The 21,212-nt window shown below is 60.9% G+C and carries 21 protein-coding genes and 2 pseudogenes; 19 read left to right on the top strand and 4 right to left on the bottom strand.

Going from position 1 to position 21,212, the window contains the following annotated elements:
• Positions 1 to 67: 67 nt before the first annotated feature.
• Positions 68 to 745, bottom strand: a complete 678-nt coding sequence (locus FJ941_RS08020) for an MIP family channel protein (RefSeq protein ID WP_027146615.1) — start codon at positions 743 to 745, stop codon at positions 68 to 70.
• A gap of 317 nt (positions 746 to 1,062) precedes the next feature.
• Between FJ941_RS08020 and FJ941_RS08015 the strand changes: the two genes are divergently transcribed.
• From FJ941_RS08015 to FJ941_RS08005, 3 genes are all read left to right on the top strand, one after another.
• The gene (locus tag FJ941_RS08015; protein WP_140504560.1) at positions 1,063 to 2,352 is read left to right on the top strand and encodes an RsmB/NOP family class I SAM-dependent RNA methyltransferase; all 1,290 of its coding nucleotides are present in this window, start codon (positions 1,063 to 1,065) and stop codon (positions 2,350 to 2,352) included.
• A gap of 139 nt (positions 2,353 to 2,491) precedes the next feature.
• The gene (locus tag FJ941_RS08010) at positions 2,492 to 2,950 is read left to right on the top strand and encodes a PaaI family thioesterase (RefSeq protein ID WP_140504558.1); all 459 of its coding nucleotides are present in this window, start codon (positions 2,492 to 2,494) and stop codon (positions 2,948 to 2,950) included.
• A 145-nt stretch (positions 2,951 to 3,095) separates the two neighbouring features.
• Positions 3,096 to 3,734, top strand: coding sequence for a 5'-methylthioadenosine/S-adenosylhomocysteine nucleosidase (locus FJ941_RS08005; RefSeq protein WP_140504556.1), 639 nt, complete (start codon positions 3,096 to 3,098; stop codon positions 3,732 to 3,734).
• 12 nt (positions 3,735 to 3,746) lie between these two features.
• On the opposite strand, the gene FJ941_RS08000 is transcribed toward FJ941_RS08005, so the two are convergent.
• Entirely contained in the window at positions 3,747 to 4,064 is a 318-nt protein-coding gene (locus FJ941_RS08000) for a hypothetical protein (protein WP_140504554.1), read from the bottom strand.
• 86 nt (positions 4,065 to 4,150) lie between these two features.
• Between FJ941_RS08000 and FJ941_RS07995 the strand changes: the two genes are divergently transcribed.
• From FJ941_RS07995 to FJ941_RS07980, 4 genes and pseudogenes are all read left to right on the top strand, one after another.
• Entirely contained in the window at positions 4,151 to 4,633 is a 483-nt protein-coding gene (locus tag FJ941_RS07995) for a MarR family winged helix-turn-helix transcriptional regulator (protein ID WP_140504552.1), read from the top strand.
• A 56-nt stretch (positions 4,634 to 4,689) separates the two neighbouring features.
• Entirely contained in the window at positions 4,690 to 6,252 is a 1,563-nt protein-coding gene (gene guaA, locus FJ941_RS07990) for a glutamine-hydrolyzing GMP synthase (RefSeq protein ID WP_140504550.1), read from the top strand.
• 294 nt (positions 6,253 to 6,546) lie between these two features.
• Positions 6,547 to 6,769, top strand: a pseudogene (locus FJ941_RS07985) (Arm DNA-binding domain-containing protein); the annotation flags it as partial.
• Between the two features lie 85 nt (positions 6,770 to 6,854).
• Positions 6,855 to 8,003 (top strand): IS30 family transposase, encoded by a 1,149-nt coding sequence (locus FJ941_RS07980; RefSeq protein WP_140504548.1) that lies wholly within the window; start codon positions 6,855 to 6,857, stop codon positions 8,001 to 8,003.
• 112 nt (positions 8,004 to 8,115) lie between these two features.
• Here the strand turns inward: FJ941_RS07980 and FJ941_RS07975 are convergent, their stop codons facing one another.
• Positions 8,116 to 9,150: a LacI family DNA-binding transcriptional regulator gene (locus tag FJ941_RS07975; protein WP_140504546.1), complete on the bottom strand. Its 1,035-nt coding sequence runs from the start codon at positions 9,148 to 9,150 to the stop codon at positions 8,116 to 8,118.
• 193 nt (positions 9,151 to 9,343) lie between these two features.
• On the opposite strand from FJ941_RS07975, the gene FJ941_RS07970 reads away from it, so the two are divergent.
• From FJ941_RS07970 to FJ941_RS07910, 12 genes are all read left to right on the top strand, one after another.
• Positions 9,344 to 10,390, top strand: coding sequence for a sterol desaturase family protein (locus FJ941_RS07970; protein WP_140504544.1), 1,047 nt, complete (start codon positions 9,344 to 9,346; stop codon positions 10,388 to 10,390).
• Positions 10,391 to 10,485: 95 nt separating this feature from the next.
• Positions 10,486 to 11,451 carry a sugar ABC transporter substrate-binding protein gene (locus FJ941_RS07965; RefSeq protein WP_140504542.1) on the top strand — a complete coding sequence of 322 codons (966 nt, stop codon included), beginning with the start codon at positions 10,486 to 10,488 and terminating at the stop codon, positions 11,449 to 11,451.
• A gap of 211 nt (positions 11,452 to 11,662) precedes the next feature.
• Positions 11,663 to 12,601, top strand: a complete 939-nt coding sequence (locus FJ941_RS07960; RefSeq protein WP_246673751.1) for an ABC transporter permease — start codon at positions 11,663 to 11,665, stop codon at positions 12,599 to 12,601.
• A gap of 5 nt (positions 12,602 to 12,606) precedes the next feature.
• Complete coding sequence (locus FJ941_RS07955) at positions 12,607 to 13,626, top strand: ABC transporter permease (protein ID WP_140504771.1); 1,020 nt, start codon at positions 12,607 to 12,609, stop codon at positions 13,624 to 13,626.
• A gap of 78 nt (positions 13,627 to 13,704) precedes the next feature.
• Complete coding sequence (locus FJ941_RS07950) at positions 13,705 to 14,550, top strand: ATP-binding cassette domain-containing protein (protein WP_140504538.1); 846 nt, start codon at positions 13,705 to 13,707, stop codon at positions 14,548 to 14,550.
• A 62-nt stretch (positions 14,551 to 14,612) separates the two neighbouring features.
• A complete protein-coding gene (locus FJ941_RS07945; protein WP_140504536.1) occupies positions 14,613 to 15,617 on the top strand; it encodes a Gfo/Idh/MocA family oxidoreductase in 1,005 nt (334 codons plus the stop codon).
• Positions 15,614 to 16,573 (top strand): sugar phosphate isomerase/epimerase, encoded by a 960-nt coding sequence (locus FJ941_RS07940; protein WP_140504534.1) that lies wholly within the window; start codon positions 15,614 to 15,616, stop codon positions 16,571 to 16,573. Before FJ941_RS07945 ends, FJ941_RS07940 begins: the two co-directional genes overlap by 4 nt.
• Positions 16,574 to 16,584: 11 nt before the next feature.
• Entirely contained in the window at positions 16,585 to 16,893 is a 309-nt protein-coding gene (locus tag FJ941_RS07935) for a MocE family 2Fe-2S type ferredoxin (RefSeq protein ID WP_140504532.1), read from the top strand.
• Between the two features lie 3 nt (positions 16,894 to 16,896).
• A complete protein-coding gene (locus FJ941_RS07930; RefSeq protein ID WP_140504530.1) occupies positions 16,897 to 17,682 on the top strand; it encodes a TIM barrel protein in 786 nt (261 codons plus the stop codon).
• A gap of 4 nt (positions 17,683 to 17,686) precedes the next feature.
• Entirely contained in the window at positions 17,687 to 18,511 is an 825-nt protein-coding gene (locus tag FJ941_RS07925) for a 3-methyl-2-oxobutanoate hydroxymethyltransferase (protein WP_140504528.1), read from the top strand.
• A gap of 658 nt (positions 18,512 to 19,169) precedes the next feature.
• Positions 19,170 to 20,054: a formyltetrahydrofolate deformylase gene (purU, locus tag FJ941_RS07915; protein WP_140504526.1), complete on the top strand. Its 885-nt coding sequence runs from the start codon at positions 19,170 to 19,172 to the stop codon at positions 20,052 to 20,054.
• A gap of 82 nt (positions 20,055 to 20,136) precedes the next feature.
• Positions 20,137 to 20,463, top strand: a complete 327-nt coding sequence (locus FJ941_RS07910) for a MurR/RpiR family transcriptional regulator (RefSeq protein ID WP_140504524.1) — start codon at positions 20,137 to 20,139, stop codon at positions 20,461 to 20,463.
• Between the two features lie 566 nt (positions 20,464 to 21,029).
• Here the strand turns inward: FJ941_RS07910 and FJ941_RS29385 are convergent.
• Positions 21,030 to 21,137: pseudogene (locus tag FJ941_RS29385) on the bottom strand (transposase); the annotation flags it as partial.
• Positions 21,138 to 21,212: the final 75 nt, after the last annotated feature.

Below are 21,212 nucleotides of genomic sequence, written 5' to 3'. Positions count from 1 at the left end.
CGAACTCAAAGTCGTACAAAAAAGGCGCGGGCCGTAGCCCGCGCCTTTTGCATTCAAGCTCCGGCAATCAATCCTTCTCGAAAATACGCGCCTTGGCGACGACTCCGGCAATGGCGCCGCCGATCAACGGCGCGACGATGAACAGCCAGAGCTGGCTGAGTGCGGCACCGCCGGTGAACAGCGCCGGACCGATGGAGCGCGCCGGATTGACCGAGGTGCCGGTGACCGGGATCATGGCGAAGTGAATGCCGGCCAGCGTCAAGCCGATGACCAGACCGGCAAAAGCCGTCGAGTGCTTTTCAGCGGTAACGCCGAGGATTACCGTGACGAAGGTGAAGGTGCCGATCAGCTCCCACAGGAACGCCGAGCTCATGCCCCATTTCGTCTCGTCCCAGCCATTCGCGCCGAAGCCGCCTGTGTGGCCGCCGGTCTGGCCGGAAACGATGATCCACAGTGCCAGCGAGGCAATGATGGCGCCGATGATCTGCGCGATCCAATAGGGGATGACGTCCTTTGCCGGCAGCCGGCCGGCAAGGAAGACGCCGAGTGTCACCGCCGGATTGAGATGCGCGCCCGAAATCGGGCCGATCGCATAGGCCGCCGCGATGAGGCCGATGCCGAATGCTAGGCCGATGCCTTCCTGGCCAAGCGGCAGCGCGCCGCCGAAGCCGCCCGTCACCACGGACGCCGTACCGATGAATACCAACAGAAATGTGCCTAGAACTTCCGCCAGATAAGTCTTCATTGCCCTCTCCTCGTGACGATCCGCCGGTCCACGGTTTCCGCGCCGCGAATCATGGCGGCAAGAGTATTCCCAACCGAAAAACTTGGAAAGCAGAGCTGTAGCACCATACGCCGTCCTTGCGGGCGCCAGTTAAGAACATTAGAAATCTTGCATCTATTGGTTTGCCTACTGCTAACCGCCGTAAAGATTTACTGATCGGACAGGTTTGCCGACCATGGCCAGCTTGCACTCGCGGCGAGACCGAGCGGGGTTCAATCCGGACGTGAAAGGCTCTAAGAGCAGACCGAGATAATGTGCTCGATTTAATGGAATGACGAATGCGACTGGGCGGACGGCTGGCTGCGGCTATCGAAGTGCTGGAGGACATTGGCCGGCGTCACCGGCCGGTGGCCGACGCGCTGAAGGATTGGGGCCTGTCACATCGCTTCGCCGGCGGTGGTGATCGCGCCGCGATCGGCAACATCGTCTACGACGCGCTGCGCCACAAGCGCTCTGCCGGCTGGTTGCTGGGCGAAGACACGCCGCGCGCCATCGGCTTCGGGGCGCTGTTGCTCGAATGGAACCAGACGGGGCAGTCGCTCAACGCCGCGCTCGAAGGCGACAAGTTCGCGCCGCCGCTGCTCAGCGCCACGGAACTCCAGGCAATCGCGGAACGCCGGCTTGCCGACGCGCCGCCCGCGGTTCGCGCCGACATACCCGATTGGTGCGAACCGCTTTTCGAACGGGCCTTTGGCCGGACATGGATCGAGGAGGGCGCCGCGCTGGCCACGCGTCCGCCGCTCGACATCCGGGTCAACACGCTTCAAGCCGATCGCGTCAAGGTCTTGGCCGAACTGGAGCAGACCGGTGCCAGTGTCGCACGGATCGCACCCTACGGTATCCGCATCCCGCCGATCGACGGTGATGGCCGACACCCGAACGTGCAGGCCGAGCCGGCCTTCCAGAAAGGCTGGTTCGAAGTCCAGGACGAGGGGTCGCAAATTGCGGCAGCGCTTGCCGGCGCGACGGCCGGCATGCAGGTGCTTGACTTCTGCGCCGGCGCCGGCGGCAAGACGCTGGCGCTGTCGGCGGCGATGGACAATCACGGCCAGATCTTTGCCCATGATGCCGAAAAGGCGCGGCTGGCGCCAATCTTCGACCGCATCCGCCGCTCGGAAAATCGCAATGTGCAGGTCGCCACCAAGCCGGCCGAGCTTGCCCCGCTGGTTGGTCACATGGACATCGTGCTGGTCGACGCGCCCTGCACCGGCAGCGGTACCTGGCGGCGGCGTCCCGATGCCAAATGGCGGCTGACACAGAGACAGCTCGACGCCCGCAAGGGCGAGCAGGCGACGATCCTCGATGCCGCCAGGATGTATGTCAAACCCGGCGGCCTGCTGGTCTATATCACCTGCTCGGTATTCGACGAGGAGAATGGCGAGCAGGTCATGGCGTTTCGTGAGCGCAGCAGCGGCTTTGCCCCGGTCGATCACCGCGCTCTCTGGGACGGTCGTTTTCCGGGCCACCAAGCAGCGGCGCGGATCGGCGCTGGCGGCGATATTTCCCTGTCGCCGGCGCTGAGCGGCACTGATGGGTTCTATTTCTGCGCGCTGCGCCGGACCAACTGAGCCCTGCCGCATCCGCCGCAGTTCGCGGCCACTCGGCCGGTGACGGCCTACGAGACCAATTGTTGCAGTGCAGCAATTGAGATTGCCTGCCGCCGATCCCTCTGCAATAAGCTTTGCCAGACAAACGAAGGCAACGGCGATGGCAGCGAAGATCGTACCGGCTCCAGACTATGAAGATCGCGTCAGGGCGTCCTTTGCACGCCAGCAGGCGATGGCGACGATCGGCGCCGAATTGACTTTGGTGACACCCGGCATAATCGAGATCGAGATGCCCTATTCGGCGGCGCTGACCCAGCAGCATGGCTTCCTGCATGCAGGCGTCATTTCGACGGCGCTGGACTCGGCTTGCGGCTATGCGGCATTCTCGCTCATGCCTGAGAATTCCGGCGTGCTGACCATCGAATTCAAGGTCAACCTTCTGGCGCCGGGCCGGGGCGAACGCTTTCTGTTCCGCGGTTCGGTGACCAAACCCGGCCGCACCATCATCGTTGCCGACGGCCAGGCCTATGCCTTCGCCACCGACGGCGAGGCCAAGCTGATCGCCACCATGACCGGCACGATGATGACGATGGTTGGTCGCGACGGTATCGCGGGGTGAGGAGAGGTCTGCGCAGCGGGCGAAACCCCCCTGAATGGGCTTTTCGTCCGACGAACGCACGGAGCCATAGCGAAGGGCCGGCAGGCAGCGAGGGCGTTGCCTCCTTTCCCTTCCGTGGTCGCAACAAATGGGGGTCAGGGTCGTCATGACCGTTGAAGTGGCACGTCTGTCGGGCAAATCCGTTCTCTTCGTCATGGCGGTCGAGGCTGAATACGGCCCGCACCTGAAAAACCTGTTCACGCCGCTGATGACCGGAGTCGGTCCGGTCGAGGCCGGCGTCAGGCTGGGCGCCGAGCTCGCGGCGTTGAAGGCCGAAGGAGCGCTTCCGGACTTGGTCGTTTCGCTGGGCTCGGCCGGCAGCCGCAAGCTGGAACAGGCTGAAATCTACCAGGCAGCCTCGGTGAGCTATCGCGACATGGACGCTTCGCCGCTCGGCTTCGAGAAGGGCGCGACGCCTTTCCTCGACCTGCCGGTGACGGTGCGACTGCCTCTCGTTATTCCAGGTATCAGAAGCGCCACGCTCTCGACCGGCGGCGCGATCGTCACCGGTGCCGCTTATGACGTGATCGACGCCGATATGGTCGACATGGAGACCTTCGCTTGCCTGCGCGCCTGCCACTTGTTCGGCGTGCCGCTGATCGGCCTGCGCGGCATTTCCGACGGCGCGGCCGATCTGCGCCATGTCAACGACTGGACGGAATATCTGCACGTCATCGACGAGAAGCTGGCTGTGGCGATCAAGTCGCTCGAACGGGCGATCGGTGGCGGCCTGCTCGAGGGCTGACTGTTCTTCGGATCAAGCGGCCAGGCGCTGCGGATCGCCGAAATCGATGCGTGAGACGCGTCCGCGCACGGCGCCTGTCGCGTCGATATAATCGATCGCTCCCGGTGTATGATCGAGTTTCCAGGCGCCGGCGGGGCCGTCTTTCCATTCGACCTTGTAGCCGTCGTCCAGCAGCGCCCAAAGTCCGTGGAAGCGTGTGCCGTCCGGTAGGAGCATGTGCGCCCGATCTTCAGTTTCATAGTGGACGAAGGCGTGCTTGCCGCCCATGTCGATGACATGCGTGGTTCCGACCATGATAATGGCCAGCGTGTCCCTGTTCAGTATCGTCATTATACCTGTCCATGGGTTCGCGTTTCGAAAGAGCCTCGACGGGATGAATATCGTCAAGTATCTTGACTATATGGAGTCTGGAATAAATGGTCAAGCACCTTGACGAAAAAACCGAAGCGTCGCCGGATCATGTTGGCTGGCGGCTATGGCAGGCGAGCCGTGCCTGGCAGGTGGAATTTGCTGCCGCCATGCGGTCCGCCGGCCACGCCTGGTTCAGCGAAGCGCGCGCCGGGCTGCTCGGGCACATCCCCCGCAACGGCACGCACCAGTCGGCATTGATCGAGCGCGCGGCCACCTCCAAGCAAGCGGTTCAGCAATTGCTCGACGGTCTGGAGGCGGAAGGCGTGCTGGAGCGGTTGCCCGATCCACGGGACGGGCGCGGCAAGCTTGTGCGCTATACCCGCAAGGGTCTGGATGCCTTGCGCGACGGCGACCGCATCAAGCTTCAGATCGAGCGCGGCTATATCGACCGCATCGGCGAGCAGCGATTCGCAGCGCTTATGGACGCCTTGCGCACACTTGACGCGGGGCGGGGCGACGCATCGGCAGGAGCATCGGGGCCGAAGTGAGCGGCGCGACCGCGCAACCCATTGCGCCGACTCGTTTCTTTCTCTAAAGGCTCGCCATGACGACAGCCAATCACACCGACACCGTCCTGATTGTCGATTTCGGCAGCCAGTTTACCCAACTCATCGCCCGCCGCATCCGCGAGGCCGGCGTGTTTTCCGAGATCGTGCCGTTCCAGTCGGCCGAAGCCGCGTTCAAGCGCATCAATCCGAAAGCTGTGATCCTGTCCGGCGGCCCCGCCTCGACATCGGACATCGGCAGCCCGCGCGCGCCGCAGATCGTCTTCGACGCCGGTGTACCGGTGCTTGGCATCTGCTACGGCCAGATGGCCATGTGCGTGCAGATGGGCGGCGTCGCCGAAAGCTCCAACCATCGCGAATTCGGCCGCGCCTTCGTCGAGATCGAGAAGGACAGTCCGCTGTTCGAAGGGCTTTGGGCGACCGGCCAGCGCCATCAGGTATGGATGAGCCATGGCGATCGCGTCATCGCCTTGCCGCCGGGCTTCGAGGTATTCGGCAAATCGGAAAGCTCGCCTTTCGCCATCTTCGGCAATGTCGAGCGCAGGATGTACGGCATCATGTTCCACCCGGAGGTGGTGCACACACCCGACGGCGCCCGGCTGCTCAGGAATTTCGTCCACAACATCGCCGGCATCGAAGGCGACTGGACGATGCGCGCCTATCGCGAACACGCGGTCGAGGCGATCCGCAAGCAGGTCGGCAAGGGCAAGGTCATCTGCGCCCTGTCGGGCGGCGTGGATTCCTCGGTCGCCGCCCTTCTGATCCACGAGGCGGTCGGCGACCAGCTGACCTGCATTCTCGTCGATCACGGCCTGATGCGCAAGGAGGAGGCCGCCGGTGTGGTGGCGATGTTCCGCCAGCATTACAATCTGCCGCTGATCCTGGTCGATGCCTCCGACAAATTCATCTCGGCGCTGGAGGGCGAGTCGGACCCGGAAAAGAAGCGCAAGACTATCGGTCGGCTGTTCATCGAGGTGTTCGAGGACGAAGCGAAGAAGCTCGGCGGCGCCGATTTCCTGGCACAAGGCACGCTCTATCCCGACGTCATCGAAAGCGTCTCCTTCACTGGCGGCCCGTCGGTGACGATCAAGTCGCACCACAATGTCGGCGGCCTGCCCGAGCGCATGAACATGCAACTGGTCGAGCCGTTACGCGAGCTGTTCAAGGACGAGGTGAGGGCGCTAGGCAAGGAGCTCGGTCTGCCCGAAAGCTTCATCGGCCGCCATCCGTTCCCAGGGCCCGGTCTTGCCATCCGCTGCCCTGGCGGCATCACCCGGGAGAAGCTGGAGATCCTGCGCGAGGCCGACGCCATCTATCTCGACGAGATACGCAAGGCTGGCCTCTATGACGCGATCTGGCAGGCCTTCGCCGTGTTGTTGCCGGTGCAGACCGTCGGCGTGATGGGCGACGGCCGCACCTACGAATTCGTCTGTGCGCTGCGTGCAGTCACTTCGGTCGACGGCATGACGGCTGATTTCTATCACTACGACATGGCCTTCCTAGGTGCCGCCGCCACCCGCATCATCAACGAAGTGCGCGGCATCAACCGTGTGGTGTACGACGTGACCTCGAAGCCGCCTGGCACAATCGAGTGGGAATGATTCAGGCCGATCCGAACGCCGCCGAAAACAGGCCGCAGCACGACTCAAGCCCTTGTAATAAAAAATAAATACCATTTTAGGACATTCGGCATCTATCGGCACGCAGAGTTTGGCATGGACGGACCGCCTGACGGACCTCGGCCATATTGCTCCGACCAATTTTCAAAGTACCGTCACCGCCAATGAGGCTCTTGACGGTACTTTTTTCCTTTTAACCCATTGAAGGATAATAAGAAAATCCTGCCGCAGGCCTCCGAGATTTCGCTGACGGTACTTTTCAAAGAGGCTGCAGGCATGCTGACGGACACCGCCATTAAGGCATTGAGACCAAAAGACAAAATGTACAAAATTGCTGACCGCGACGGGGATGTACATTCGCGTCATGCCGAGCGGCGCAATCTCATTTCGGCTGGATTACAGGCTCAATGGCCGCCGGGAGACCGTCCATCTGGGCAAGTACGGACGCGACGGCATCTCGCTTGCCCTTGCGCGAGAGAGGTGCCTCGATGCAAGACGAGACACGACGCGAACGGCAGCCTTGCGCCGGTGGGTTCAACTGATCGTGGCAACACCTTTAATCTGAGAGGATGAGGAGGTGTCGCATGGTGACGTCACGGGTCTGGTTTGCGTCAGCGCAGAAGGCCGAGCTTTGGGAACGATGGAAGCAAGGTCAGAGCATTTCGTCGATCTCGCGGTCACTGGACCGCCGGAACAAGGGCGGTGTTCAGCGGATCGTATCCTTGCACGGCGGCATTGCTCCGGCAGCACGGCGTAGAGCGGCTTCGGCGCTTGAGCTGGCTGAGCGCGAAGATATCTCTCGGGGGATTGCGGCAGGTCTTACTATCCGCGCTATTGCACGCAGTCTGGGGCGATCCCCATCAACGATATGTCGCGAGATCGCGCGCAATGGCGGTGCAAAAACGTATCGGGCAACTCGGGCAGACAAACAGGCTTGGGAGCGAGCGCTTCGTCCGAAGCAGTGTCGTCTGGCATGCTCTGGACGGCTAAGGTGGCGAGTGGCGCAAAAGCTGGCGCTGCAGTGGTCGCCGGAGCAGATTGCAGGCTGGCTGAGGCGAGAGTACCCGGGCGATCCCATCATGCGGATATCTCATGAAGCGATCTATCGCAGCCTGTTCATCCAGTCGCGAGGGGTGCTCAAGAAGGAACTGACGGCGCATTTGCGCACCAGACGACAGATGCGCCTCGCCAAGGGCGCGCAGAGCCAAACGGGGCAAGGACAAATCCTCGATATGGTCTCCATCCGCGAGCGCCCCGCCGAGGCGGCGGATCGTGCCATACCAGGCCATTGGGAGGGTGATTTGCTCGCCGGTGCGAACGACACCAACATCGCCACCCTCGTCGAGCGACACAGCCGGTTCACGATGCTTGTGAAGTTGACCAGAAGGGACTCGGCGACCGTCGTGGCGGCTCTCGCCCAAAAGATCGGCACATTGCCCGAAGAGTTACGACGCTCGTTGACTTGGGACCAGGGCAAGGAGATGGCTCGTCACAGGAGCTTTACCGTTGCAACCGACCTTCAGGTCTACTTCTGCGATCCGCGCAGTCCCTGGCAACGCGGCAGCAATGAAAACACCAACGGCCTGCTCAGGCAGTACTTCCCCAGGGCAACCAACTTCTCCCAAGTCTCGCAGGACCAGCTCGACGCCATCGCTCTGCGTCTCAATCAGCGCCCCCGAAAAACCCTGGACTTCGAAACGCCGGCCGATAGGCTACGGAAGGTGTTGCGATGACCGGTTGAACCCACCGCCCAATTTCGGACGTTGAGGTCCCTTTGTACGTCACCCGAAAGCGGACATTCCTCATCGGGTCGAAGGACGCCCGCGCCCGTAGATGACATGTACGTCAAATATTCTCCGGTGTGACAATCTCAAAAGGTATAGATCGCTGGAGGGTCGCAAATGGTACTTGCGGTCCAATGACATCGAGCATCGTTTGAACAAGCAGGGCCGAGGTCGCTTCGAGAGGGTGGCAAAGAGCTGCGGTGATCAGGCCCTCAGAGAGCCCCTTTCGAGTTTCGGGTCCGATGTCACGGCATACCACTTTGACACCCGACCGCCGCTCAGGAGACACTTCCCTCAAGGCATGAAGTACACCGGTTATTCCGCCTCCGACGATCAGAATGCCGACAACATCGTCAGCTGATTTCAGAAGCTCGGTGACCATTCGATAGGCCTCACTGGCTTCCTCGTGGGTGGGGCGGCTTTCCTCTACCGTGAGCCGTGGAGCGTGCTCGCGCAAATAGGAACGGAAACTGGCGTCGGACACGTCTTGGCATTGATACCGATGGTTGCCGATGAAGACAGCAATCCGACCAGGACCTTGGGTCGTTTGCGTAATCAGGAAGGCCGCGGTGCGCCCAAGCTTCCAGTTATCGGTGCCAACATAGGCCGCTCTTTCCGGCGCGGATTGATCCGTGATGTAAGCAACAACCGGTTTGCCCATCTCCTTCAGCGAACGGATGGCCTGGCCAATGATCGGGTGATCCGCCGCGACCACCGCGACAGCGTCGCAGGATTCGCCGAGGGCAATGAGATGGGCCGAGATGGTCTCCGGCGTCAAAATATCTACGAAGTCGACGACGGGCTCGATGACTTCGTCCCGACGCTCGCGACAGGCGGCAACGATCTTCTTTCCGAATAGCTGATAGAGGTCACGGGTCGACTGCTGGAGCAGGAAACCCAATCGGTAATGCGGCGATATTTTACGAGCCCGATCGTCAATCGCCCCGATACCGTAAAAGCCAATTTCTTCCGCAGCACCTTGGACGCGTTGGATAGTTTTCGGCCGCACGGAAACAGTGCCGCCCAAAATTCTGTTCACAGTCGCCACCGATACGCCTGCCGCGGTAGCGAGATCTTGGATTGTCGGCCGCTTCATGAAGCCCGTCCCTTGGCTGTATCATCATGATTGAATCTAAATGATACAAATGCAATTTTGATGTTATTTCTGCCTTCTCCGAATATCAACCCTCCGATATGAATTGCGCCGAACAGGGGCTCGATCGGCTGAGCCCTAGGGGGTCCGAACCCCGCGGACACCAGACCGATCCGGGCGAGGAGGCGCTGTTACGATGGATGACCTTCAGTATGGAACACGCGACAAGCGCGGGAATTGGGCCCCGCACCGGCGCGCCGAGCCGGCGCCGATCTGGCACCGTCCGTTCAATGCAAAGAAGGTGGTTGCATGGATTCCTGAATTTTTCTGGCCATGGAACACGTTCCATCTCGCCACCGCGCTCATTTGGGTAAATCTGCTAATCCCGAGCTGGCAGAGCCTCGCGAGCTTCTCGCTACTCAATTACCTTTGGCTGTACGGCCTCAACGCCGCGGGGATTTTTCTTTTCTACGGCTTCTTCGAGCTGCGCTATTACTTCCAGCGCAAGCAACAAAACCGCTTCAAATACAATTCAAAATTCCCTTCGGACGCGCCGTCGGACGTGTTCTGGTTTCAAAGCCAGAACATCGACAATTTCAGCCGCTCGTTTTTCGTTACGATACCACTGTGGACAGTGGTCGAGATCGTGATGCTGTGGGTCTATGCAAACAGCTGGGCGGTTTGGCTGCCATGGACGACGAATTGGCTTTACCTCTCGTTCGTGGTGCTTATCGCGCCGGCCGTGCATGAGGTCTATTTCTTCTTCCTTCACCGGGCGATCCACTGGCCGCCGCTCTACAAATGGGTGCATTCGGTCCATCATAACTCGATCAATCCGAGTCCCTGGTCTTCACTGTCGATGCACCCGGTCGAAGGCTTCCTCTATCACGCTGAAGCCTGGCTGCACCTGCTGATCCCTTCCAACCCGGTCTGCGCTTACTTCACGCTGCACGGAGCGGGCTTTGGGGCAGTGAACGGCCACCTCGGCTTCGAGACGTTCGAGCTAACCGACAAGATCAGCCTCGATAGCCATTCTTACGTGCACTACCTGCACCACAAGTATTTCGAGGTGAATTACGGCGGCGATGGGCTGGTACCCCTCGATAAGCTGTTCGGCACTTGGCACGACGGCAGCAAAGAAGCCGATGAGGTCATGAAGGTTCGCTTCCGCAAGAAGAAGGAAAAAATGCGGGGCCGGCACGAAAGCCGCAGCGATCCCGCCTCTGGAATGCCGGCGGAATAACCAACCAAAGACTGTTTCGACTGCGCCTGTGAGGAGCGGGCTCGGGACTGCAAGACTTTTGTTGAAACCCCACGGGGTAAATTGGGAGGAAGACTATGAAGCTTTTCAAGACACTCGTGTCGACAGCGGTGCTGATTGGATTCAGCGCCGGCGCGACGCTCGCCGCCAATATCTTCGTGGTCGGCGGCAAACCGGACGATCCGTTTTGGTCGATCGTCAAGCGCGGTGCAGAAGACGCCGGTAAGGTGGTCGAAGCCCAAGGCGGCAAGGTCACTTGGCTCGGACCGCAGAACTACGACAATCTCGGTGTCGACGCCGCCGAGTTGATCCGTCAGGCGATCGACCAGAAGGCCGACGCCATTGTCGGCCCAGACTGGGTGCCGGAAGCGATGGACCCTGCGTTCAAGGCAGTGAAAGATGCTGGCATTCCCCTGATCATCTACAATGCCGGCGGGCTGAAAGCGGCCGATCGTCTCGGCGCTATGAACTATGTCGGCTCGGACGACTACAAAGGCGGTGTCGCGGCTGGCGAGTACCTCACCAAGGCCGGGAACAAGAAGGGCGTCTGCATCAACACGCTGCCAGGCGCTGCCAATATCGAGGCCTTCTGCGGCGGCTTCAAGGAGGGGATGAAGAACGGCGGTGGCGAAGCCGATGTCCTGCCATTGCCCGCTACATCCTTCGGCTCGGCGACAGCCGTCGCCCAGGCAGTGAAGGCCTATCTGCTGCAGCACCAGGACGTCAACGCCGTCTTTACCATCGGCAATGTCGACGCCAACTCGGCCATGAACGGCCTTACCCAGGCCGGCAAGGTCGGGAAAGTGCAACTCTGCGGCATGAACTTTGACGAAACCATCCTGAACAACATCAAGGATGGCAAGCAGGCCTGCGCGATCGACCAGCAAGGCTACCTGCAGGGATACCTGGCCGTCGCGATTCTGAATGGCCACGTCAATTATGGCTTGGCGGTGCCCACCCGCGAGATCCTTACGGGACCAGGCATCATCGACAAGACAAACGTCGACGCCACCATCGCTGGCGTGAAAGCAGGGACGCGATAATCCTCCCGCCTGGGCCGCCCTCGCTTTACAGCGGGCGGCCCTTTTTCCCTCTCTGTGCGCGGCGGCCCCATCGCGGCCGGCCGTGTGATCGCGGATTACCCTAATGGCACATCCCGTGACATCCACTTCAACTCCGCTGGCGGATCGCAGGCAGTCCGGATTGGCTTTCGGCAGGCTGGCGCGTCGACCGGAATCGGGCTCGTTCCTTGGCATGGTCGCAGTCCTGCTTTTCTTCGGTCTGTTCGGCGGCAGTGGCTTTATGTCGGCAGCGGGCACGGCCAGCTGGTTGAATATCGCGTCTGAGATCGGGATCATTGCGCTGCCGATAGGGTTGCTTATGATCGCCGGGGAACTGGACATCTCGGTCGGTGCACTGATCCCCGCAGCGTCTCTCACCGCTGCTATCGTGTCAGGCCACTATGGGCTGCCCGACTGGCTTGGCATAACGGCCGCGCTTGGCCTCGGCCTCGCTGTCGGCTTGCTCAATGGTCTGCTCGTGACGAGAACGACCATCCCGTCGCTCATAATCACCATTGGCACCATGTTCCTCACGATGGGTCTGACCCTAGGTCTCACCGTCAAGATCGCCGGCAGCACCGGCGTCTCGCTTGTGCCGGAGCCGCTCACCAAGGCAATCTTCGGCGACTATCTCGGCGGCATGTTCCAGGTCACGATCCTGTGGTGGGTGGTGTTCGTGATTGGCCTGTTCTGGCTGTTGCACATCTCCCCGATGGGCAACTGGATCTATGCACTCGGCGGCGACAAGGAAAGCGCGCGCAACGTTGGCATCCCGACCAAGCGGCTGACCATCGGTCTGTTCATGCTGTCTGGCTTCAGCGCTGCTTTCGTCGGGGTCAGCGAGGTGATGGTCTACCAGAGCGCGCAGGTTCTGGCGGGCCAGTCCTTCATCTTCAATTCCATCATGTGCGTGGTCATTGGCGGCGTCTTGCTCACAGGCGGCTTCGGCTCGATCGTCGGCATCGTGTTCGGCACGCTCACTTTCTCGATCGTGAACCAGGGCATCTATTTTACCAGCCTGGATCCCAATGTCGGGAGCATCATCATCGGCGCGCTTCTGCTGATTGCGGTGTTGACCAACGACACGTTCCGGCAATTGGCGCTCAGCTATTCGTCGAAGAAGGGGGGATAGTCATGATGGACGCAATCAAGCCGTTGTTGCGCCGTCCCGAAGCCGGCTCGATCCTCAGCCTCGTCGGCGTGGTGCTGTTCTTTGTTCTGTTCGGCGGCGCCAATCTGGGCACGCTGATTGGCGCGGCGAGCTGGGTCAATTTCGCGGCTAATCTCGGCATTGTCGCCATTCCCGTCGGGCTGCTGATGATCGCTGGCGAACTCGACATTTCCATCGGCGCTTTGATCCCGGCGGGTTCGATGACCACCGCCATCCTGTCCGGTTACTACGGACTGCCCATAACGGTAGGGATCGCCGGCGCGCTGGCGGTCGGCGTCGCGGTCGGCCTGGTCAACGGCCTGCTGACCATCCGCACCTCGGTGCCCTCGCTGATCATCACCTTGGCGACGCTCGTCGCCATGCAGGGCGTGGTGCTCAGTGCTTCGGTGCTCCTGACCGGCAATGCCAGCGTGGCGCTCACCGCGCCGGACTGGGCAAAATTCCTGTTCGGACAACTACTCGGTGGCAGCCACCAGGTCACCATCGTCTGGTGGATCGCGTTCGCCGCCATCATGGGTTTCGTCCTGCACAAGACGCGTTACGGCAATTGGCTCTTTGCCATGGGCGGCGACAAGGTCAGCGCCCGCAACGCCGGCATTCCGACGAACCGCATGACAATTGCACTGTTCGTGTTGTCAGCAGTTAGTGCCACATTCGTTGGAATCTGCCAGGCGATCCTGTTCAACTCCGCCCAGGTCTCCGGCGGCATGAACTTCATCTTCAACGCCATCGTGTCCGTCGTCGTGGGCGGCGTGCTGCTGACCGGTGGATTCGGCTCGGTCCTGGGCATCTTCGTCGGCACCATCACATTCGCGATTGTGAGCCAGGGCATCTACTTCACCCAGATCGACCGAAACTGGTCGAATCTGATCATCGGCGTGATGCTCCTGCTGGCCGTGTTGATGAACCAGTCATTCCGCGACCTGGCACTGTACTTCAGACCGGGGCGCAAGCGAACCCTGCCACGGGAGCCGGCAAACCCTTGAGAGATGAATTCCTTGACAAGCCCCACTTCGGTGAACGCCACCTTCGCGCAGCCGAATTGCAGATGAAGAGATGAGGCCATGAACGACAAACCTGCCATTCTCGAACTGAGGAACGTCAACAAGTCCTTCGGACCGATCGACGTCCTGCACGATATCTCGCTGAGGGTGCGCGCAGGCGAAGTGCTTTGCTTGCTCGGCGACAACGGAGCCGGCAAGTCGACCCTTATCAAAACCCTCGCCGGGGTCCACAAACCCAGCGGCGGCGAGATACTGATGGATGGTCAGCCTGTGACGTTCGTCGGTCCGAGTGACGCGCAGGGACGCGGAATCGCCACGGTGCACCAGTTCGGCGGCACGTTCCCACTGATGAGCATCGGGCGGTCTTTTTTCGTCGGCGTCGAGCCGACCAAAGGGTGGGGACCGTTCAGGATCTACGACCGCAAGCGCGCCAACGACATCGCGGTGAAAGCGGTACGGGATTTCGGTATCACCCGTATTGATGACGGTGACCGCTTGGTTGGCGGCCTGTCGGGCGGCGAGCGCCAGTCGCTCGCCATTGCCCGCGCCGTGTATTTTGGAGCGCGCGTGCTGATCCTGGATGAGCCGACAGCGGCGCTCGGCGTCAAGCAGGCCTCGCATGTGCTGCGTATCGTCAATGAGGCCAAGAGGCGCGGCCTGGCGGTGGTCTTCATCACCCACCAGGTCATGCACGCCATGGCCGTCGGCGATCATTTCGCAGTGCTGATCCGTGGCGCCATCGCCGCCGATTTCCGCAAGGGCGAAAAGTCCCGCGAGGAGATCACGGATCTGATGGCTGGCGGCGAGACCATGGCTGACCTCGAAGCCCAGGTGGAGGGTTACATGGAGACCCATGAGGGGCATCCGCCGCCCCCGCAGGTGCTCGAGGTCCCAGCCGCTCACTAGACTTTCCTTGGGAGGCTATCACAGCGGCCCCGTAAACTCGAAAAGTAAAAAGCAGGACAGAAATGACAGTTCGCATTGCAGTGATCGGCGCCGGCTTGATGGGTGCGGATCATGCCAAGATAGTTGCCGAGGAACTGCCGGGCGCAACCCTTCAATTGGTTTGCGACATGGATGAGCAACGCGCTCGTCGCGTCGCCGATGCGTGCGGGGCCTTCGACATTGCCGTCGATCCCGAGGGCGCCATCGCGCGGCAAGACGTTGACGCCGTGATCATTGCGAGTCCCGATTTCACGCATGCGCCGCTCTCGATGGCCTGCATTGCCGCCGGCAAGCGGGTTCTGTGCGAAAAGCCGCTTTCACAAGCGTCAACCGACTGCATCGGGGTGATGGAAGCCGAACAGAAGGCGGGGGCGAAATTCATCCAGCTCGGATTCATGCGGCGCTACGATCGTTCCTACCAGGAGATGAAGCGGGCGCTTGATGATGGCCAACTCGGCCGGGCGCTGATGATGCACAATTTCCATCGCAACGTCGAAACGCCGGCGGCTGACTTCACCGGCGCGATGGCGATCACCAATTCAGCCCCACACGAATTCGATGTCGTGCGTTATGTGCTCGGGACGGAATATACCGCTGTTTCCGCATTCCAGCCGAGCCGCTCGGATGCGCGTGTCGCACCCGTCGTCATGGTGCTGGAAACAGTGGATGGCCAGCTCGTCAACATCGAGATCAACAACAACGCCGCCTACGGCTATGACGTCCGTGCCGAATTGATCGGTGAGAGGGGCACCGTTGCGACCAACAATATCGCCTACACCCGGACGGACTTGTCGCTTGCCCAAAGCACGGGTTACGACGCCGACTGGCGGACTCGCTATTACGATGCCTACCGCCGCCAGAACCGCGACTTCCTCCGCTTCGTCTTGACCGGTGAGTTCCCCGCGACCGCCTCGGATTGCTGGGACGGCTATTGCGCTGCCGTCGTTGCCGAGGCCGGCGTGAAGGCGCTTAAGGAAGCCCGCCGCACACCCGTGCAAATGATTGCAAAGCCGGAGTTTTACGCGTGAAGCTGGGTTTCGTTTCAGACAGTCTCGGCGATTTGCCATTCGAGGCGGTGCTCGATCACGCCCAGCTCATGGGCGTATCCGGCATCGAGGTGAATACCTGTGGCTGGTCAACCGCTCCTCATTTCCGGCTTTCATCCATGCTCGGCAACAAGGAAGCCCAGAAGCGCTTCAAAGGTGCGTTCGAAGAACACGGGTTGGAGATCATCAGCCTGAACGCCAACGGCAATCCGTTGCATCCGACCGATCGCACCCAAGGCGAAGGGTTGAAAGATACGATCCGTGTCGCCGGCGAGATGGGCATTCGCACGGTCTGCACCATGAGCGGCCTGCCGGCCGGCAGTCCCAGCGATAGCATGCCGAACTGGGTTGTGTCCTCTTGGCCGCCGGAAACACAGACCATCCTCAAATATCAATGGAAAGAAAAGCTGATCCCCTTCTGGACCGAAATCGCTGCCCTGGCGAAGCAAAACGGCGTCGAGCGCATCGCGCTCGAGCTGCACGGTAATCAGTGTGTCTATAACGTGCCCTCGCTCCTGAAACTTCGAGCAGCGGTCGGACCTGTCATTGGCGCCAATCTGGACCCCTCGCATCTGTTCTGGATGGGCGCTGACCCCCTCGCTGCCGCCGAAGCGCTGGGCGCGGCCGTTTATCATGTTCATGCCAAGGACACGCTGCTCAACCGACCCGTTCAGGCAACGACTTCGTTGCTTGAGAATGGCAGCCTCATGGACATTCCAGCGCGGTCCTGGAGCTACATCACCCTTGGGTTCGGCCATGGCGAGGAGTGGTGGCGACAGTTCTGCTATCGGCTCAAGATGGCTGGCTATGACGGCTGGCTTTCCATCGAGCACGAAGACGTACTTCTCAATTCGCTGGAGGGGCTGGAGAAGTCGGTCGCGCTACTCCAGGGCGTGATGCCGTCGGCCCCCGCAGATTTCAAACCACAAGATATCTGAAGAGGTATTCAATGCCCTGGGTCGACGCTTGCGCCGCAGATGAAATCGAAGCCGAGGAAGCCAAACGCTTCGAGAACGGCGGCCGCACTTTCGCAATCTTCCGCAACGACGCGGACGAGTATTACTGCACGGACGGGCTTTGCACGCATGAGAAGATCCACCTTGCCGACGGTCTCGTCATGGGGAACACGGTGGAGTGCCCCAAGCACGCTTCTGTTTTCGACTTTACGACCGGGGAAGTAGAGACGCCACCGGCCTGCGAGAACATCAAGACCTACAAGACGAAGGTCGAGAATGGCCGCGTCATGGTCGAGGTTTAAGTCATGACAGGTCAACGCTTTCAGCTCGCTGCCTGCGCCGAGATGCTTTGGCGTGACAAGCCTATCGAATGGCGCGCCGCTCGCCTGCACGAGATGGGATTCCAAGTCGGGCTGTGGAACTGGCGAGACCATGATCTGACAAAGCTGGAGAAATCAGGGGCGACCTTCTCCATCATGAACGGTTATCTGCGCGGCCGCCTGACCGATGACGAGGGCGCGACCGAGCTGCTGAAAACCGCGCGCGAGACGGCACAGGTGGGAAAACGCCTTGGTGTCGAGCGGCTGAACCTCCACGGCACGGGCCTCGGCGAAGGTGGTCTGCCGGTCACGCCGGTCGAGGTGGTCTCTGGCGCCATGTGGCTGAAGGCGCGCGATACTCTCAGCAGGATCGCGGACATGGCCGAGATGGAGGGCGTGACCTTTACGCTTGAGAACCTCAATCTGCCGCTGGATCACCCCGGTGTGCCCTTTGGGCGCGCCGAGGATACTCTGGCGTTGGTCTCCTCGATTGACCATCCGCGCCTGCGCCTCAACCTGGACCTCTACCATGCGCAGATCGGCGAGGGAAATCTGATCGAGCTTTGCCGGGCCTGCCTGCCATGGATCGGCGAGGTCCAGGTCGCCGACGTTCCCGGGCGCATGGAACCTGGCACCGGCGAGGTGAACTGGCACGCCATTGCCAAGGCGCTGAAGGCGATGGGGTACTCAGGGCCAGTCGGGATGGAAGCCTTCGCCTCTGGCGATCCTGAAGCAGCGCTCGAAGCATTCCGCAACGCGTTCACGGTGTAAGACAATGGTCCACAGAAACACCCGCCCCACGGTCGCCGACATTCGTGCCATGAAGGCGCGAGGGCAGAAAATCTCAATGCTCTACGTTATCACCATCGAAGAGGCCGCGGCGGCGAACGCGGCAGGCATCGACATGCTCTCCATCGAGGGCCGTTTCTTCTCCGCCGAAATGCGCGAAGCGGCTGGACGTTGCTTCGTGCAGGTGGGGCTACCTTACGGCGGCTGGGGGACTTTTGACGGCCGCCCCTTGGCAACGGCCGAGGACTATCTGCGCGCAGCCTTCCACTTTGCGGCCATGGGCGGCGACTGCTTCTATTGCGCGGCCGCCTACGACATTCAAAAGTCACTCTGTGACAACCATGTGCCGATCGTTGCGCATGTCGGACTTGTCCCTTCATACATCACCTGGACCGGGTTCCGCGCCGTGGGGAAGACTGCCCAGGAAGCTCTCAAGGTCTGGCAGCAGGTGAAGCAGCTTGAAGCGATCGGTTGCTTCGGAGCCGAGCTTGAGGTCGTGCCGGATCGGATCGGTGAGTTCATCTCGAAGAGCACATCGATGATCATGCTTGGCATGGGGGCCGGCCCAGGCGCCGATGCGCAATATCTGTTCGCGGAGGACATACTGGGCCACACCGATGGGCATAAGCCACGGCACGCCAAGACCTATCGCAATTTCGCGGCCGAGTTTGCGCGACTCCAGCAAGAGCGGATTGCGGCATTCCAGGAATTCATCGCCGACGTCGGTTCCGGCGCATACCCGCAGCCACAGCACAATGTTTCGATCGCGGAGCCGGAATACGGTGAGTTCCTGGAGCAGGCAAAAGCTTGAACCAATTCCAGAAGCCTCTTTCAAATCGGGAGGGACGGCCTCGCTCCCATCGATGGGCAGGTGCCTTCAAGGCTTTTCTCGCTGATTTAGAGGATCACCAGGTAGCAAAGTTAGAGGACAACCATGCTCAAAGTCGGCCTTCTCGGTGCCGGACGTATCGCCGGCGTTCGCGCGACGGCTATCTCGTCGCATCCCGACAGCACGCTCATCGCGGTATCGGACATCAACACCGCAGCCGCGGAAAAGCTCGGCGGGCGTGACCGGTGCCAAACCAACCTACTTCTTCCTGGAGCGCTACATGCCCGCGTAGGCGGCCGAATGGGCGGCTTTTGTCAGCGCGATCACGGAAGAAAAAGGCGCCTCCAGTTACCCTGAATGACGGTGTTGCCGCCCTGGGGATGGCCGAGGCCGCGACGCTATCGGCGAAGAGCGGCAACCCTGTCACCCTGGCGAGCGTGCTGGGCTGACGGTGTTGGCGCGTCGTCGGCAACCCGCTCGCAGGATCAAACTGACACCATCGGCCGGGCCCGCCGCACAGGCAACGCGAAGGAATGCAAGCAACTCACGTCGGCCTAATGACCATTGCATGCCTGCTTTCCAACACCTGACAGCGTCTCGCCGACGGCTTCATGCGTAACTTCGCTCAGGAACAGAGCCAATGATGAATTTTGCACTTCGCGTCGAATGCCGCTCGACCAGGGGGATCGTCGCGGCGATCTCGACCTTCCTCGCGGACCAGTCCTGCAACATTACCGACAGTGCGCAGTTCGATGATGCCGACACCGGCAACTTCTTCATGCGGGTGAGTTTCCGCTCCGAAGGCGGATCGGGGCTGGAAGGACTCCGTTCGGGCTTCAAGGCAATCGCCTCGCAGTTCGGCATGGAAGCGGAGTTCTTCGACGAGGGCGTCAAGCGCAGGGTCATCATAATGGTCTCGCGCTTTGGCCATTGCCTCAACGATCTTCTCTATCGCTGGCGGATCGGTGCGCTTCCGATCGATATCGTCGCAGTGATTTCCAATCACATGGACTACCAGAAGGTCGTGGTGAACCACGACATCCAGTTTCACCTCATCAAGGTGACGAAAGAGAATAAGGCCGAGGCCGAAGCGCAGCAAATGCGCGTCGTCGAGGAGACGGGCGCTGAACTGGTCGTGCTGGCGCGATACATGCAGGTGCTGTCGGATGAGATGTGCCGGAAAATGTCGGGCCGCATCATCAACATCCACCATTCCTTCCTGCCGTCATTTAAGGGCGCCAATCCCTACAAGCAGGCGCACGACCGGGGCGTGAAGCTGGTCGGGGCCACGTCGCATTACGTGACGGCCGATCTGGACGAGGGGCCAATCATCGAGCAAGACACGATCCGCGTGACACATGCGCAGTCAAACGAGGACTATGTCAGCCTCGGCCGCGATGTCGAGGCACAGGTGCTTGCCCGAGCAATTCACGCTCATATCCACCGTCGGGTTTTCCTAAACGGGAACAAGACCGTCGTATTTCCTGCGTCGCCGGGGTCGTTTGCCTCAGAACGCTTGGGCTGACGAGGGTCGTGATCGCCAAATGGCACGGACTGAGTTTTGCGGGCATCTGGCCGCCGGTTCTTCGAAGTGTGGGAGCTTTCGAATGAAATCGCTCGGACTTAAGGACAAACCGAAGTCTCTTCACGAAATCAAAACGGCGATCGCGAAGCGCGAGGTTCGATTGAGCCCAGCCCTGGAGAAGGTGGCTCGGCAGGCACTCGAACGACCCGAGATAGTTGCATTTGAAAGCGCAGCCGAGATTGCCAACCGTTGCTCTGTTAGCACAACCGCGCTGACAAGACTTGCCCGTTGTTTTGGCTTCTCTACTTTTCGGGAAATGAAAAAGGTGTTCCAAGACAATCTGCGCTCTGGCAGTGCAAGGTTTGCCACCCAAGCTCCGAAAACTGTCCGCAGCGTTCAACCCGGTTAGCACGCCTGCAATTGACGAAAGTGGGCCGCGCTAGACTGGGCGCAAAGGTCGGCTACTAACCTGGTCATCGCGAAACCGGACGTTCCGTTTGCGTGAAGAGTTTCGGGCGCTGGCAGGCGTACGAAAGTCCCCGAGGAAGGAACCCGCGGGCCGCAGGCGATGGCTATGGGGATTTCGATCTGCGGCTGGTGTCGGCGATGGCGCGACCGCCGCCGGGAGACGCCGCGATTGATACGGGCATGCCGCATTGTTGCGCTTGCGCGCGATGTTGCCGGCTCGGCGCAGGTCCGGACGCGCGCCTTTCGGCGACGGTAGTCACCATGGACTCGCGTGGATACGTCGCCGGCGGCTGAGCGCCTGCAGCTGAAGGCTCGACCATGCCATGCCGGGTCATGGGACGTTCTCCCGGTTGTCGCCGTTGCGTCCGGCGGTCCGCGCGGTTGCCTCCACCGTTCGAACGTCTCGATGACGATCATGCGTCCGCCGCAGCAAGGGCACGGCGGGCGGAAGTTGTCCGGATCGTCGAGGTTATCGTCATCGGGCGGCGCGGCGACGTCCAGGAATTGGCGGGCGAGCGCGAGGCAGTCCTTGCGAGAGCCGCCTGCGAGCAAGCCGTAGTGACGGATGCGATGGAAGCCGCGCGGCAGGACATGGAGCAGGAACCGACGAATGAACTCGTGAGGCACGAACCCGCTTCGCGGGAGGGTGCGAGCGGTGAGGTAAGTGTGATTGTTTAAGGCTCTGGGCAG

Origin of the sequence: Mesorhizobium sp. B2-3-13 (assembly GCF_006442195.1) — a bacterium.
Classification (GTDB): domain Bacteria; phylum Pseudomonadota; class Alphaproteobacteria; order Rhizobiales; family Rhizobiaceae; genus Mesorhizobium; species Mesorhizobium salmacidum.
The sequence above is the reverse complement of the archived record's forward strand: the minus strand, read 5'-3'. Positions and strand labels throughout refer to the sequence as shown.